General features: G+C 70.6%; 14 protein-coding genes. 3 read left to right on the top strand and 11 right to left on the bottom strand.

The annotated features are described in order from the left end of the window. Together P409_RS11840 and P409_RS11835 are read right to left on the bottom strand one after the other, a co-directional pair. On the bottom strand, positions 1–798 hold a 798-nt coding region (locus P409_RS11840), incomplete at its 3' end, for a M81 family metallopeptidase (protein ID WP_034836034.1). A gap of 4 nt (positions 799–802) precedes the next feature. Continuing rightward, entirely contained in the window at positions 803–1945 is a 1143-nt protein-coding gene (locus tag P409_RS11835) for an ROK family transcriptional regulator (RefSeq protein ID WP_034836031.1), read from the bottom strand. Positions 1946–2071: 126 nt separating this feature from the next. Between P409_RS11835 and P409_RS11830 the strand changes: the two genes are divergently transcribed. From P409_RS11830 to P409_RS11820, 3 genes are all read left to right on the top strand, one after another. Then, positions 2072–3622 (top strand): ABC transporter substrate-binding protein, encoded by a 1551-nt coding sequence (locus tag P409_RS11830; protein WP_034836028.1) that lies wholly within the window; start codon positions 2072–2074, stop codon positions 3620–3622. Between the two features lie 310 nt (positions 3623–3932). Beyond that, complete coding sequence (locus P409_RS11825) at positions 3933–4853, top strand: ABC transporter permease (protein ID WP_034836025.1); 921 nt, start codon at positions 3933–3935, stop codon at positions 4851–4853. A gap of 4 nt (positions 4854–4857) precedes the next feature. Continuing rightward, a complete protein-coding gene (locus tag P409_RS11820) occupies positions 4858–5730 on the top strand; it encodes an ABC transporter permease (protein WP_034836023.1) in 873 nt (290 codons plus the stop codon). On the opposite strand, the gene P409_RS11815 is transcribed toward P409_RS11820, so the two are convergent. From P409_RS11815 to ehuC, 9 genes are all read right to left on the bottom strand, one after another. After that, positions 5727–6275 carry a LysE family translocator gene (locus P409_RS11815; RefSeq protein WP_052120431.1) on the bottom strand — a complete coding sequence of 183 codons (549 nt, stop codon included), beginning with the start codon at positions 6273–6275 and terminating at the stop codon, positions 5727–5729. The two genes, P409_RS11820 and P409_RS11815, sit on opposite strands and share 4 nt — an antisense overlap. Positions 6276–6400: 125 nt before the next feature. Continuing rightward, complete coding sequence (locus P409_RS11810; protein WP_152613340.1) at positions 6401–6979, bottom strand: alpha-ketoglutarate-dependent dioxygenase AlkB; 579 nt, start codon at positions 6977–6979, stop codon at positions 6401–6403. Positions 6980–7241: 262 nt separating this feature from the next. Continuing rightward, on the bottom strand, positions 7242–8249 hold the full coding sequence (gene doeB / locus P409_RS11805; protein ID WP_034836014.1) for a N(2)-acetyl-L-2,4-diaminobutanoate deacetylase DoeB: 1008 nt from the start codon (positions 8247–8249) through the stop codon (positions 7242–7244). After that, the gene (doeA, locus tag P409_RS11800; RefSeq protein ID WP_034836011.1) at positions 8246–9424 is read right to left on the bottom strand and encodes an ectoine hydrolase DoeA; all 1179 of its coding nucleotides are present in this window, start codon (positions 9422–9424) and stop codon (positions 8246–8248) included. Before doeA ends, doeB begins: the two co-directional genes overlap by 4 nt. 10 nt (positions 9425–9434) lie before the next feature. Then, the gene (gene eutC / locus P409_RS11795; RefSeq protein ID WP_238578661.1) at positions 9435–10418 is read right to left on the bottom strand and encodes an ectoine utilization protein EutC; all 984 of its coding nucleotides are present in this window, start codon (positions 10416–10418) and stop codon (positions 9435–9437) included. Next, complete coding sequence (gene eutB, locus P409_RS11790; protein ID WP_034836006.1) at positions 10415–11407, bottom strand: hydroxyectoine utilization dehydratase EutB; 993 nt, start codon at positions 11405–11407, stop codon at positions 10415–10417. The genes eutC and eutB overlap by 4 nt, the downstream gene beginning before the upstream one ends. Before the next feature lie 226 nt (positions 11408–11633). After that, on the bottom strand, positions 11634–12404 hold the full coding sequence (gene eutA, locus P409_RS11785; RefSeq protein WP_034836004.1) for an ectoine utilization protein EutA: 771 nt from the start codon (positions 12402–12404) through the stop codon (positions 11634–11636). Positions 12405–12417: 13 nt separating this feature from the next. Beyond that, complete coding sequence (ehuD, locus tag P409_RS11780; protein ID WP_034836001.1) at positions 12418–13074, bottom strand: ectoine/hydroxyectoine ABC transporter permease subunit EhuD; 657 nt, start codon at positions 13072–13074, stop codon at positions 12418–12420. Between the two features lie 3 nt (positions 13075–13077). Beyond that, complete coding sequence (gene ehuC, locus P409_RS11775) at positions 13078–13737, bottom strand: ectoine/hydroxyectoine ABC transporter permease subunit EhuC (RefSeq protein ID WP_034835998.1); 660 nt, start codon at positions 13735–13737, stop codon at positions 13078–13080. Positions 13738–13781 lie beyond the last annotated feature (44 nt).

Genomic DNA, 13781 nt, shown 5'->3' with positions numbered 1-13781 from the left:
GAAGTCGTCGCGCGCATCCCAATAGGCCTGGGCCAAGCGAATACCCTCGCGCTCCATCGGCGCCGGGTCGGTGCCGGTCATGATGATCGCGGCGGTCGCCCGCGGCTCGTCGGCCCAGACATAGCCGACCATCATCGAGGCATCGAGGATGCCGTCGACGGCGTCGACCGCCGGTAGCCGCGCGTAGAGCGACTTCGCCGGCTCGTCCACCGTGCTGGTGCGCTCGCCCGGCCACAGCACCGGCACCGGCACCCACAGCAGCAGCGGCCGCACGCCCGCGGTCAGCCGCCGCATCAGCATGCTGACGGCGCGGCGCTTGGTCTCCTCCACATCGATATGCGGCGCGGTGCGGTAGGTCGAGAACATGTCGAGCGCGTCGATGATGCGCTGGCTGACATTGCCGTGCAGGTCGTAACTGGCGCTGATCGGGCAGTCCGGCCCGACCGCGGCGCGGGCGGCGGTGATCCAGTCGCCCTCCGCATCCTCCATCCCCTCGACATTCATGGCGCCGTGCATGGCCAGGTACAGCCCGTCGATGGGCCCGAGGGCCTTCAGCCGCTCCAGGAACTCCGCCTTGAACGCCTCGTAAGTCGCGCGGGCCACCGGGCCGCCGGGGATGGCGCGGGCGTGCAGCGTCGGCAGGAAGGTGGCGTCGTAGTCGCGCAGCAGGGCGAAGGACGGGTCGGCGGTCAGCGCGTCGCCGCGCAGCACGCGGAAATCCGCCGCGGTCGCCAGCACCGGGCTGTAGGTGCTGCATTCCGTATGGATGCCGCCGACGGCGATGCGGGGAGGAGCCATGTCTTCAGCCTTCTTCGGCGCGGGTCAGGAACTTCTGGGCGGCGATGCTGGCGGCGCCGCGGGCCCACAGGTCGCGGGTCGCCTCGTGGAAGCGGATGGTGGTCGACGCGGCGAGGCGCGGCAGCACATTGGCCTCGATCGCCTGGCGCGTGACGGTGCGGAACAGCGCGCCCATCGCGCCCTCGACATCGACGATCAGCACGAATTCCGGGTCGTTGACCTGGATCACATGGGCGATGGCCAGGCCCAGCGCGGCGCCGGCGCGGTGCAGGATGGCGATGGCGTCGGCATGGCCCTGCGCCGCCAGCGCCTCGACCTCCGCCATCGTCGACGCGCCGAGTCCCCGAGCGCGGGCCTGGGCCAGGATCGCCTGGCGCGGCGCCACGGTGTCGAGGCAGCCACGCTTGCCGCAGCGGCAGGGCAGCCCGCCTGGCTCGATCGTGCAATGCGCGATCTCGCCGGCGCCGCCGCCATGGCCGCGATACAGCGCCCCGTCGACATAATGGGCGCAGCCGATGCTGTCGCCGAAGGTGACGGTGGTGAAGGTGCGATAGTCGCGCGCCAGCCCGTACAGCCGCTCGCCGGTGGCGACGGCGTTGGCGTCGTTCTCCAGGAAGGCCGGCACGCCGGTCGCCTGCCCCACCACCGCCGCCACCGGCAGGTCGATCCAGCCGAGATTGGTGGAGTGCAGGCAGCGGTCCTGGTCGTGACTGACCAGGCCGGACAAGGCGACGCCGATGCCGCGCAGCCGCTCGGCCGGCACGCCGGCTTCGGCCAGGAGATGCGGGATGGCCTCGCGGATGGTGGCGGCGATCGCCTGCGGATCATTTGACCAGGGGGCCGTGCGCTGGGCCAGCACCGCGCCCTGCAGGTCGGCCAGCACCAGCGCCACCGGCTCCTCCACGATCGAGGCGCCGATGAAATAGCCGTGAGTCGGGTTCAGCCGCAGCAGGATCGACGGCCGGCCCTGGCGCGACGGAGCGGAGGCGATCTCGCTCTCCTCCAGCGCGCCGTCCTGGATCAGCTCGCGGCTCAGCCCCGTGATCGCCGCCTTGCTGAGCCCGGCCAGGATCGCGAGCTCGGACCGGCTCAGCGGCCCGTGATCGGCCACGGCCTTCAGCAGCGAGCGTTTCGACGGGTTGGCCATTCGCCTCGGTTTCCGGTGCGTTCGACTTGACAGTTAGTTTAGAAATTGAATTTAATCAAGCCGAAGGCTTCATCGATCTAACAAAGTCGGCAGATACCCGGACCGATTCAACCAACGGGGGACGAGATGGCATTTGTGATTGACCGGCGCGGCGCGCTGGCCCTGGGCGGGTCGCTGGGCTTGGCGGCGCTGCTGCGCGGCCATGGCGTGCTGGCCGCCGACGGCTCGCAGATCGTGATCATGCAGAGCGAGGCGCCACGCAGCATGGATCCCGCGGACCAGACCGCGACCTACACCTCGGCACTGCTGGAGCCGATGTATGAGGGCCTGACCGGCTACAACGAGAAGATGGAGCTGGTGCCCGTCCTGGCCACGAAGTGGGAGGGCGACGCCACCGGCACCACCTGGACCTTCACCCTGCGCCAGGGCGTCAAGTTCCATGACGGCGAGCCGTGCAATGCCGACGCCGTGATCGCCAGCTTCGCCCGGCACCTGGACGAGAAGCGCGGCCTGGCCGCCAGCGGCCGCTTCCGCGCCGTGGTCGGCGAGGTCAAGGCCACCGGCGCCGACACCATCCGCTTCACCCTGAAGCGCCCCTACCCCGCCTTCCTCAAGCTGCTGGCCCAGGCCTCGGCCTCGATCGTCAGCCCGAAGGCCGATAAGGCCGGCACGCTGGGCCGCGCCGCGGTGGGCACCGGCCCGTACAAGCTGGCCGAGTACAAGTCGGGCGAGTATGTGCTGGAGGAGGCCAACGCCGAGTACTGGGGCGACAAGGCCCCGACCAAGAACCTCAAGTGGATCTGGACCCAGGAAGCGGCGGTCATGAACATGGCCGTGCAGACCGGCGACGCCGACATCGTGGTGCCGCTGCCGCCGGTCTTCGCCGGGCCGATCAAGGCGAACCCCGAGCTGGCGCTGATGGAGGGCAACCCGACCTCGGTGTTCTGGGTGGCGCTGAACTGCAAGCTGGCGCCGCTGGACGATGTCCGCGTCCGCCAGGCGCTGAACTTCGCCACCGACCAGGCCGGGCTGGTCAGCAACCTGCTCTACGGCTTCGGCCTGCCGGCGAACTCGCCGCTGTCGCCGGCCGTGTTCGGCTATGACAAGTCGGTCGAGGGCTACAAGTTCGACATCGCCAAGGCCAAGGCCCTCCTGGCTGAGGCCGGCCATGCCGACGGCATCACCATCAATGTCGCGGTGCAGGAGCCGGAGGCGAACATCGCCGAGATCCTGCAGGGCATGTGGGCCCAGGCCGGCATCACGCTCAACATCCAGCGGATGGAGAGCGGCGTGTGGACCGCCGCCGCCTTCGGCAAGCCGGAGGAAAAGGCGGCGCAGGGCGTGCACAGCGTCATCGCCTCCTGGTCCACCGGTACCTTCGACGCCGATCTGCAGCTGAAGCCGCTGTACTACACCGACAGCTGGTCGCCGAAGGGCGCCAATCTCGGCTTCTACAGCAATGCCGAGCTGGACGGCCTCCTGGACAAGGCCGGGTCGTCGACCGACGATGCGGAGCGCAAGGCGCTCTACGCCAAGGCGCAGCGCATCATCGTCCAGGATGCGGCGCATGTGCTGCTGTACTACCCGAACGACCTCGCCGCGGCCCGCGCCGAGGTCAAGGGCGCCTGGCTGCAGCCCGGCGGCGAGATCGTCCCGGAACGCGCGACGAAGGGTTGATGCTCGCGACCGCTGACATCGGCGAGCCCTTGCGCCCCTCTTATCCTTCCCCTCCCCTTGCGGAAGGGGGTAGGGGGAGGGGGCTGACGCCGTTTGTCTCCACGCCGAAAGACCGCCACAGCCGGCGGCCATCCTGGAGGGTCCTGCGCCGGCCTTCTTCAGTCGACACCCCCTCCCCCTCCCCCTCCCCCTACCCCTTCCCGCAAGGGGAGGGGGAGTGTGGAAATCACGGGTCGCAGCGAACGGTGGAACTTCCAGAAGGCCCCGCCACGCGGGAAAGGCCACGCGCCCTGTTCGAGGCATCGGCCGCATGAAGGCCTACCTCACCCGCAAGCTGGTGGCGCTGCCGCTGATCCTGCTCGGCGTCTCGTTCCTGATCTTCGGCGCCGTGCGGATGCTGCCGGGCGACCCGGCGCGGATCATGGCCGGGCCGCAGGCGACCCAGGACGCGGTCGACGGCATGCGCACCCGCCTCGGCCTCGACCAGCCCTTCCTGGTGCAGTACGGGCTGTTCCTCAGCCAGGCCGCCCGCGGCGATTTCGGCGAGTCGATCAAGTCGAAGAAGCCGGTGATCGACGAGATCGCCGAGCGCTTCCCGAACACCCTGTGGCTGGCCGTGGTCAGCTACGCCATCGCCATCCTGGTCGGGGTGGCGGCCGGCATGCTGGCCGCGGTCTACCGCAACCACTGGCCCGACCAGGCGGTGATGATCGCCGCCATCGGCGGCGCCTCGGTCGCCAATTTCTGGCTGGCGCTGATGATGATGAACCTGTTCGCGGTGCAGCTGAAATGGCTGCCGTTGCTGGGCGCCGGCGGCTGGCAGAACTATGTCATGCCGTCGATCGCGCTGGGCCTGCTGCCCGCCGCGCTGATCGCCCGCATGACCCGGTCGAGCATGCTGGAGGTGATCGGCCAGGACTATATCCGCACCGCACGCGCCAAGGGGCTGGGGCCGCGCGTCATCTACCGCAAGCACGCGCTGCGCAACGCGCTGATCCCGATCGTCACCATCGTCGGGCTGAATTTCGGCGGTCTCCTGGGCGGCGCCGTGGTCACCGAATCCGTGTTCAACTGGCCCGGCATCGGCCGCCTGCTGGTCGACGCGGTGCGCTATCGCGACTACCCGATCATCCAGGGCGTCACCCTGCTGACCGTGACCGCCGTGGTGGTGGTGAACTTCCTGGCCGACCTGCTGATCGCCGCCATCAACCCCCGCATCCGCTTCGACTAGGACCATGACCAGCATCGCCGACAGCGACGACCTTCCGGCCGCCCCGTCCCGGGCGAAGCGGCTGGGCCGCATCCTGCGCCGGCACAAGAACCTGACCATCGGCGGCGCCATGGTGCTGCTGCTGGTGCTGGCCGGCCTGCTGGCGCCGCTGATCGCGCCCCATGACCCGACCCAGCAGTCCCTGGCCATGGCGCTGCGCCCGCCCTCGGCCGAGCATCTGTTCGGCACCGACCAGTATGGCCGCGACCTGTTCTCCCGCATCGTCTACGGCGCCCGCCTGTCGCTTCTGGAGATCGTGCTGGGCGTCGGCATCGCCCTGGCCGCCGGCATCCCGCTGGGCCTGCTGGCCGGCTACTCCGGCGGCAAGGTCGACCAGGTCGTGATCTGGTTCATGGACATCCTGTTCGCCTTCCCGGGCATCGTGCTGTCGATCCTGATCGTCAGCATCCTCGGCACCAGCCTGGTCAACCTGATGATCGGCATCGCCGTGTTCTCGATCCCGGTCTATGGCCGGCTGTCGCGCAACCTGGCGCTGGCGCTGAAGCAGGTGGAGTACACCGAGGCGGCACGGGCGCTGGGCGCCGGGCTGTGGCGCATCCTGTTCCAGCACATCCTGCGCAACGCGCTGGGGCCGATCATCGTGCAGGCGACGCTGACCGCCGGCACCGTGGTGCTGACCGCCGCGTCCCTCAGCTTTCTCGGCCTCGGCGCCCAGCCGCCGACGCCGGAATGGGGCGCGATGATGAGCGACGGCCGCAACTTCCTGGGCGTCAACATCTGGCTGTCGCTGTTCCCGGGCCTGGCCATCACCTTCTCGGTGCTGGGCTTCAACCTGTTCGGCGACGGGCTGCGCGACCTACTGGATCCCCGACGCTAGACGAACGCGGCCGCCGTCACCACCACCAGGGCAGCGGCCATCACCAGGTTGATGACGCGCGCGGCGACCGGGTCGCGCAGCCAGCGCGACAGCGACACGCCGGCCAGCAGCCAAGCCGCATGGATCAGCACGATCATCAGGCTGAGCAGCGCGATCTTCACCGCCGCGTCCAGGCCGCTGTCGCCGGCGATCACGGTGGTGCCGGCGAAGATCGCGGCGATGGCGAGATAGGCCTTGGGGTTGGCGACCGCCAGCCCGAAGCCGCCGGCCACGCCCGGCGCCCGCGCCGCCTCGTCCCGCCCGCGGAGCGGCGGGGCGGTGGCGATCTTCCAGGCAAGGTAAAGAATGTAGGCGGCCGACAGCACGCCCAGCACCAGGGGCCCGTGCGGGATCGCCGTGACCAGCGTCCACCAGCCCGGCGCCACCGCCAGCAGCACGGCGATGGTGCCGGCGATCAGGCCGGCGGCATAGGGCAGCGACCGGCGGATGCCGAAGGAGGCGCCGACCGCGGTGAGGCTGATGGTCGACGGGCCGGGGCTGCCCATGACCACGGCGGAGGCCAGGAGCAGCGCGGCCAGCGGGCGCCACAGCCCCGGATCGGCGAGCGAGGTGTCTATGCCGCGAGGCTAGCGGCGCGGCCAGGGCCGGTCTTGCACGCCGGTGCTGTCGGTCAGCGCCGCCCGGCGACGCGGCCGGACAGGCTGCGAAAGGTCACCGACCAGCGCGTCGCCGCCATCTCCGGGATCGAATGTTCCCAGCCATGCCGCGCCTCGCCGGAGAGGTGGTAGGCGGAGCGCGGCGCCAGCGGCAGCGACCGTCGGTCGAAGCCGCCCTCCGGCCGCCGGCGGCGGAAGCGCAGGGTCGCCGCGGCGCCGAGCGAGATTCCGACGACATGCTCGAACACTGGCCGGTCCTTGTGCCAGCCGATGCCGGCGCCGGGGTCGTAGCGGATCAGCAGGGCCTGGGCCAGCTCGGCCGGCCCCAGCCCGGCAAAGCGGGCGGTCTTGTCGCGCAGCGGCAGCAGCCAGTCCGGGATCGGCTCGGCCGGCCGGAAGCTGCCGTCCTCGAAATCGTAGCGCCAGCCGAAGGTGGCGGTCAGGCGCCGGCCCTCCCAGCCCTGGTAGCGGAAGGGCGACAGCGGCGCGGCATCGATCGCCGCGGTCAGCCGCGCTTCCTCCGCCGGCGTGACGATCTCTTCGGCCGTCGACAGGCCGGCGAGCGGCGGCGGGCCGAACAGGTCGGGCTGCACGGGGATCTCCCTGGTTGATCCCCCTCATATGGGCGTCCGCATGCGCCCCGGCAAAGGCGGCGCCATCCCCCCTCATCCAGGGAAGGAGCCCTTTCAGACCCAGAACCGTCATTGCGAGCGCAGCGAAGCAATCCAGGGCCAGTGCGAACCGGCCCCTGGATTGCTTCGTCGGCTTCGCCTCCTCGCAATGACGGCGAAGAATGGGTGGTGTGAGAGGTCTCCAAGGAGAGGTGAAGGGCCGCAGCGGGAGGGTGAGGGAGAGCTACCCCTCCACCGTCCCGATCACCGCCAGGCAGTCGCCGGCCTTGACCAGCCCCGGGAAATGCCGCGCCGCCAGGATGCCGTCCAGCGCCGCGCGGTATTCCGCCGGGGCCTGGCCGGTGCGGTCGACCGGGTGGATGCGGGCGATGACATCGCCCTTGCGCACCGGGTCGCCGAGGTCGACGCAGGTCTCGGCCATGCCGTCCTGCTCGGCGAAGCGGAAGCAGTCGGCCGACGGCATGTCGAGCCAGCGGCTGGGCGCGCGCTCGACCTCGCCCTGCAGGATGCCGGCATGGCGCAGCAGGTTGCGCACGCCGCGTTTCGCGATCCCCGCGGTGCGCGCCGTGGCGGTGCCGCCGCCGCCGAGCTCTGTGGTGACGAAGACCTTGCCCGCCGCCTCGGCCGCGGTGTCGTACATGCCGACCGCGTCGATCTCCAGCATCCGCATCGACCAGGGGGCGGAGAACGCCTCCACCGCCGCGAAGCAGCGCGCCTCCTGCGCCTTGTCGGGCAGGATGTGCGCGGCGGCGAAGGGCACGAAGTCGAGCGTCCGGCCGCCGGAGTGGAAGTCCAGCACGATGTCGGCCAGCGGCAGCAGCTGACGCTGGAAATAGTCGGCGATCTTCTGCGTCGGCGTGCCGTCCGGCCGGCCGGGGAAGCTGCGGTTCAGGTTGCCCTTGTCGATCGGCGAGGTGCGGGTGCCGGCGCGGAAGGCCGGGTAGTTCATCGCCGGGACGATGATCACCCGGCCTCGGACCGACGCCGGATCCAGCGTCCGCGCCAGCTCGAACAGGGCGATCGGCCCCTCGTACTCGTCGCCGTGATTGGCGCCGGTGAGGAGCGCGGTCGGCCCCTCCCCGTTCCTGATCACGGTGACCGGGATCATCACTGAGCCCCAGGCGGAATCGTCCCGGCTGTAGGGCAGGCGCAGCGTGCCGTGCTGCACCCCGTCACGGCCGAAATCGACCGAGGGGACGATCGGCGAGGGCGGCAGATCGACGACCGTCATGGCTTCACGAAAAGCTGGCGCGGCACGTCGGCCAGGATCTCGACGCCGCTGTCGGTGATGGCGATGCTCTCGGTGATCTCCAGCCCCATCTCCTCCAGCCACAGCCCGGTCATGAAGTGGAAGGTCATGCCGGGCTCCAGCACGGTGCGGTCACCGGGGCGCAGGCTCATGGTGCGCTCACCCCAGTCGGGCGGGTAGCTGAGGCCGATCGGGTAGCCGGTGCGGTTGTCCTTGACGATGCCGTACTTCTTCAGCACGGCGAAGAAGGCGTTGGCGATGTCCTCGCAGGTGTTGCCCGGCCGCGCCGCGCCCAGGCCCGCCTCCATCCCCTCCAGCACCGCCTTCTCGGCGTCGAGGAAGGCCTGGGTCGGGCGGCCCAGGAACACGGTGCGCGACAGCGGGCAGTGGTAGCGCTTGTAGCAGCCGGCGATCTCGAAGAAGGTGCCCTCCCCCGACCGCATCGGCTTGTCATCCCAGGTCAAATGCGGGGCCGAGGCGTCGGCGCCGGAGGGCAGCAGCGGCACGATCGCCGGATAGTCGCCGCCGAAGCCGTCGACCCCGCGGGTGCCGGCATCGTAGATCTCGGCCACCAGGTCGTTCTTGCGCAGGCCGGGCTCGACCTTCTCCAGGATCCGCCTGTGCATCGCCTCGACGATGCGCGCGGCCTTGCGCATGTAGTCCAGCTCCTGCGGGCTCTTCACCGCGCGCTGCCAGTTCACCAGCGCGGTGGCGTCGGCGAAGCGGGCGTTGGGCAAATGGCGCTGCAGCGAGGCGAAGGCGGCGGCGGAGAACCAGTAATTGTCCATCTCGACGCCGATCGACAGCCGGCCCCAGCCGCGCGAGTCGATGATCTCGGCCAGCCGGTCCATCGGGTGCCGCTCGGTCGACTGCACGTAGTGGTCCGGATAGCCGATGATGTTGTCATGGGCGAGATAGGCGGTGCGCTTGGCGCCGTTGGCGTCCTGGCCGCGGCCATACCAGATCGGCTCGCCCTCCGGCGGCACCAGCACGCCCTGGTGGACGTAGAAGGACCAGCCGTCATAGCCGGTCAGCCAGGCCATGTTCGACGGATCGCTGACCCACAGCAGGTCGATCCCTCGGCGAGCCATGGCGGCGCGGGTCTTGGCGAGCCGCGCGGCATACTCCTCGCGGCTGAAGTTGAGCTCTACGGACATGCTGTGCCTTTCAGCTTTCGAATGGGGTGCCGACTCCGGCGGCGGCGACGCGGCCGCGGGCCAGGGTGGCGATGGCGGTGTCCTGGACGCCGGTGCCGGTCAGGTCCGCGACGGTGACGGCGGCGGCGGAGGGCCGGCCGGGCGCCGTGCCGGCGATGACGGCGCCGAGCTCGGGGAAAGCTGCGTCGGCGGCGACGGTGCCGGCGGCGATGGCGTGGTGCAGCTCCCCCAGCCGGCGCGTCTGGGCCAGGCTGTCGGCGACGTAGAGGTCGGCGCGGGCCGGGATCGCCGGGTCCAGCTCGTTCTTGTGCTCGGCGTCCGAGCCCATGGCGGTGACGTGCTGGCCGGGCGACAGCCACTCGGCGCGCAGGATCGGCTCGGAAGCCGGGGTGGTGGTGACGACGATGTCGGCGCCGTCGACCGCGGCCTCGGGCGCCGCCTCGGCATGAACGGCGAGGCCCAGTTCGTCCGACAGCCTGGCCGCCACCGCCTGCGCCCGGTCGGGATCGCGGGCCCAGATCCGGGCCTCGGCGATCGGCCGCACCAGGGTCAGGGCCTTCAGCTGCAGCCGCGCCTGCACCCCGGCGCCGAAGATCGCCGCCACCCGGGAATCCGGGCGGGACAGGTGCTTGGCCGCCACCGCCCCGGCGGCGGCGGTGCGGACATCGGTCAGATAGCCATTGTCCAGGAACACGGCGTCGACCAGCCCGGTCTTGGCGCTGAACAGCACCATCAGCCCGTTGGTGCTGGGCAGGCCCAGCTTCGGATTGTCGAAGAAGCCGGGGCTGATCTTGATGGCGAAGCCGTCCAGCCCCGGCACATAGGCGGTCTTGACGTCGACCTCGCCGCGATGCTCGGGGATGTCGAGGCGCAGGATCGGCGGCATCGCCACCGCCTTGGTGGCGAGTGCCAGGAACGCGTCCTCGACGCAGGCGACGGCGTCGCGGTCGAGCGGGACGGCGCGGCGCAGCTCCGCCTCCGTCACGATGGTCATGCGGGGCACTTTGTCTCCTCCCAGGCGCCGCTGACGATCTTCCGGTGCAGCGCCATGTCGATGTTGCGGCCCGAGACCACCAGGACGGTCGGGCCGGATACGGTGAGCTTGCCGGCCAGGAGGGCGCCGATGCCGACCGCGCCGCCGCCCTCGACGATCTCCTGCTCCGCCGCATAGGCGTGGTCGATCGCAGCGGCGATCTCGGCCTCGGTCAGCAGCACCGCCTCGTCCAGCAGGTCGCGGGCCAAAGCGAAGGTGTGACGGTTGTCGAGGCCGATGCCGCCGCCCAGCGAATCCGCCAGCGTCGGCAGCTCCTCGACCGCGACCGGCCGGCCGGCGGCGAGGCTGTCGCGCATCGCCGGGCCGCGCGCCATCGACACGCCGATCATCCGGGCCTGCGGCCGCAGCGCCTTGACCGCGGCGGCGATGCCGCCGAACAGGCCGCCGCCGGACAGCGGCACCACCACCTGCGCCACCTCCGGCAGATCGGCGACGATCTCTAGGCCGATCGTGCCCTGGCCGGAAATCACGTCGGGATGGTCGAAGGGGGGGATGGCGGTGAAGCCCTCCTGCGCCACCAGCCGGTCGACCTCTTCCTGCGCATCGTCCTGCGACCGGCCGACGATGCGGATCTCGGCGCCGAGGGCACGGATCGCCGCGACCTTGTTCTCCGGCACCAGGGCGGACATGCAGACGATGCAGCGCAGGCCCTGGCGGGCGGCGGCATGGGCCAGGCCGCGGCCGTGATTGCCGGTCGAGGCCGCGGCAATGCCGACCTTCCGCGCCTCGGGCGGCAGCGACAGCACTGCGTTGGTGGCGCCGCGCAGCTTGAAGCTGCCGGTGGTCTGGCGGGTCTCCAGCTTCAGGAACACCGGCGCCCCGGCGCGCTCGGACAGCGCAGCGGAGTGGACCAGCGGCGTCCGCACCACCTCTCCGGCGATCCGATCGGCGGCGGCGCGGATGGTGCCGAGGGTGACGGTGCGGGTCATCGGGCCGCCCCTTCAGGACGCAGGCACATCCTCTTTAGTCCCCCCTCCCCTTGCGGGAGGGGGGCAGGGGAGGGGTCTGCGCGCGTCCGCGCGCGAATGCGATCGGCTTCGAAGTTCCGACGGACCGCGGCCGGCTCCGGCGGAGGGAACCCCCTCCCCCTACCCCCCTCCCGCAAGGGGAGGGGGGGACTCAAGTGAGATACGGCTTTCCTCATCCCCCAGCCCCTCACAACGCCATCAGCCGGCCGAGCTCCGGCCGGGAGCGGTCGTCGCCACAGAGGCGCAGGGCCATCCAGGCGGTGGCGAGGTTGCTGGTCACCACCGGCTTGCCGATCCGGCGCTCGATCTCCGAGGCCACCCCGGCGGCGCGCAAGGCGGTGCAGGAAATGAACAGCGCCTCGGCGTCCGGCGCCATCGCCGCCTCGGCCGCCGCGACGATCGAGGCCGGGCTGATCCGCGCCATCTCGCGGTCGTCGTCGAGGCCGAGGCAGGTGAAGCGGGAAATCTCGTAGCCGTGGCCGGCGAAATAGGCCGCCATCGGCCGGCTGGTCTCGACCGTATAGGGGGTCAGCACCGCGATCCGGCGGGCGCCGAGCGCGTCGAGGGCGCGGCGGGCGGCCAGCGGCGGGGTGACCACGGTGACGCCCGGCTTGGCCTCGCGGATCGCCTCCTCGACCGCGTCGTCGCCCATCACCACCGAGGCCGAGGTGCAGGAGTAGCAGACGAGGTCCAGCTCCTCCTCCGGCAGGATCAGCCCGGCGCCCTCGCTGAGGCGCGGCTGCATCCGGCGGAGGTTCTCCGGCGTCGTCGGGTTGGTGTAGGCGATGCGGGCGACGTAGATGCCGATCCGGTCGCTCGCGACCATCCGGCGGAAATCCGGCTCGGTGGTGTGGTCGGTCGCCAGGATGACGAGGCCGACCCGCTTCGCCAGCGGGCGGTCGTCGAAGCGGAGCCGCTGGGCGGACCGTTCGATCTCGGGAAGGGTGACCTGGGTCATCGGGGGCTCCGGCTCAGCGCAGCGGCCGGAAGCGGCGCTCCAGATAGCGGAGGCCGATCACGGCGATCAGGCTGATGACGAGGAAGAAGGCGCCGACGAGCGTCATCGGCTCCAGGTAGCGGTAGTTGAAGTTGGCGACGCTGCGGGCCTGGTTCATCAGCTCCAAGACCGTGATGGCGGAGAGCAGCGGCGTCTCCTTGAACATGGCGATGAAGTAGTTGGCCAGGGCCGGGATCATCGGCGGGATCGCCTGCGGCAGAATGACGTGGCGCCAGCTCTGCCCCGTGGTCAGGTTGCAGGCCTTCGCCGCCTCCCACTGGCCGCGCGGGGTGTTGTCGATGCCGGCGCGGTACACTTCTGCCGTGTAGGTGGCGTAGTGCAGGCCCAGGCCGATCACGCCGGCGGTCAGAGGCGGCAGCGTCAGGCCGATATCCGGCATGATGTAGAACAGGAAGTAGAGCTGCACGAGCAGCGGCGTGCCGCGGATGAACTCGATCAGGAAGTTGACGATGCGCGCCAGCCAGCGGTGACGGGTGCGGCGCAGCAAGGCGAGGCCGAGGCCCAGCACCACCGCCAGGACGTAGCCCAGGATGGTGGCCAGGATGGTGATCCGCACGCCCTCGATCAGGGTCGGGAGGATCTCGGCGACGAAGGCCCAGTCCCAATCCATGGCTCAGCTCCGCACGCCGTCGAGGCCGCGGGCCAGGCGCCGCTCCAGCGCCCGCACCCCGGTCGAGATCAGCATCGCCAGCACGAAATAGATCACCAGGATGGTGACGAACGGGAAGGCGGTGCTGCCGGTCTGAGCCCGCACGATCTGGGCCTGGAAGGTCAGGTCGGCCAGCGAGATCAGCGACACCACGGCGGTGGCCTTCAAGAGCTCGATGGCGTTGTTGCCGAAGGTCGGCAGCATCAGCACGAAGGCCTGGGGCAGGATGATGTGCCACAGGCTCTGGCGCTTGGTGAGGTTCAGCGCCACGCAGGCCTCACGCTGCTCGCGGCCGATCGACTGCACTGCGCCGCGCACCACCTCGGCACCATAGGCCCCGACATTGAGGCCGAGGGCCAGCACGCCGGCCAGCAGCGGGCTGAGCTCGAAGCCCGCCAGCGGCAGCACGAAATAGATCCAGAACAGCTGCACGAAGATCGAGGTGCCGCGGAAGAACTCGACATAGCAGGTGGCGATGGTGCGCAGCACGAAGCTGGACGAGATCCGCCCCAGCCCGGCGAGGAAGGCGACGACCAGCGCCAGCGCGCAGCCCAGCACGGTCAGCTCGATCGTCACCCAAGCGCCCTGCAGGATCAGCCCGAGATAGCCTTCCCAGTCGGTCATGCGGCGGCTCGTCGTAGCATCGTGTCCCTAAAGCGGTGCCACCC

The sequence above is a fragment of the Inquilinus limosus MP06 genome (genome assembly GCF_000767795.1).
Lineage (GTDB): Bacteria > Pseudomonadota > Alphaproteobacteria > DSM-16000 > Inquilinaceae > Inquilinus > Inquilinus limosus_E.
This window is presented reverse-complemented; position numbering and strand designations above follow the sequence as displayed.

Excerpts from the sequence above, each read along its gene's own strand:
- eutA (WP_034836004.1), bottom strand. The coding sequence starts at position 12,404 with ATGACCCAGGTCACCCTTCCCGAGATCGAACGGTCCGCCCAGCGGCTC.
- P409_RS11820 (WP_034836023.1), top strand. The coding sequence starts at position 4,858 with ATGACCAGCATCGCCGACAGCGACGACCTTCCGGCCGCCCCGTCCCGG.
- P409_RS11815 (WP_052120431.1), bottom strand. The coding sequence starts at position 6,275 with ATGGGCAGCCCCGGCCCGTCGACCATCAGCCTCACCGCGGTCGGCGCC.
- P409_RS11835 (WP_034836031.1), bottom strand. The coding sequence starts at position 1,945 with ATGGCCAACCCGTCGAAACGCTCGCTGCTGAAGGCCGTGGCCGATCAC.
- doeB (WP_034836014.1), bottom strand. The coding sequence starts at position 8,249 with ATGACGGTCGTCGATCTGCCGCCCTCGCCGATCGTCCCCTCGGTCGAT.
- ehuD (WP_034836001.1), bottom strand. The coding sequence starts at position 13,074 with ATGGATTGGGACTGGGCCTTCGTCGCCGAGATCCTCCCGACCCTGATC.
- eutB (WP_034836006.1), bottom strand. The coding sequence starts at position 11,407 with ATGACCCGCACCGTCACCCTCGGCACCATCCGCGCCGCCGCCGATCGG.
- ehuC (WP_034835998.1), bottom strand. The coding sequence starts at position 13,737 with ATGACCGACTGGGAAGGCTATCTCGGGCTGATCCTGCAGGGCGCTTGG.
- eutC (WP_238578661.1), bottom strand. The coding sequence starts at position 10,418 with ATGACCATCGTGACGGAGGCGGAGCTGCGCCGCGCCGTCCCGCTCGAC.
- doeA (WP_034836011.1), bottom strand. The coding sequence starts at position 9,424 with ATGTCCGTAGAGCTCAACTTCAGCCGCGAGGAGTATGCCGCGCGGCTC.
- P409_RS11825 (WP_034836025.1), top strand. The coding sequence starts at position 3,933 with ATGAAGGCCTACCTCACCCGCAAGCTGGTGGCGCTGCCGCTGATCCTG.
- P409_RS11830 (WP_034836028.1), top strand. The coding sequence starts at position 2,072 with ATGGCATTTGTGATTGACCGGCGCGGCGCGCTGGCCCTGGGCGGGTCG.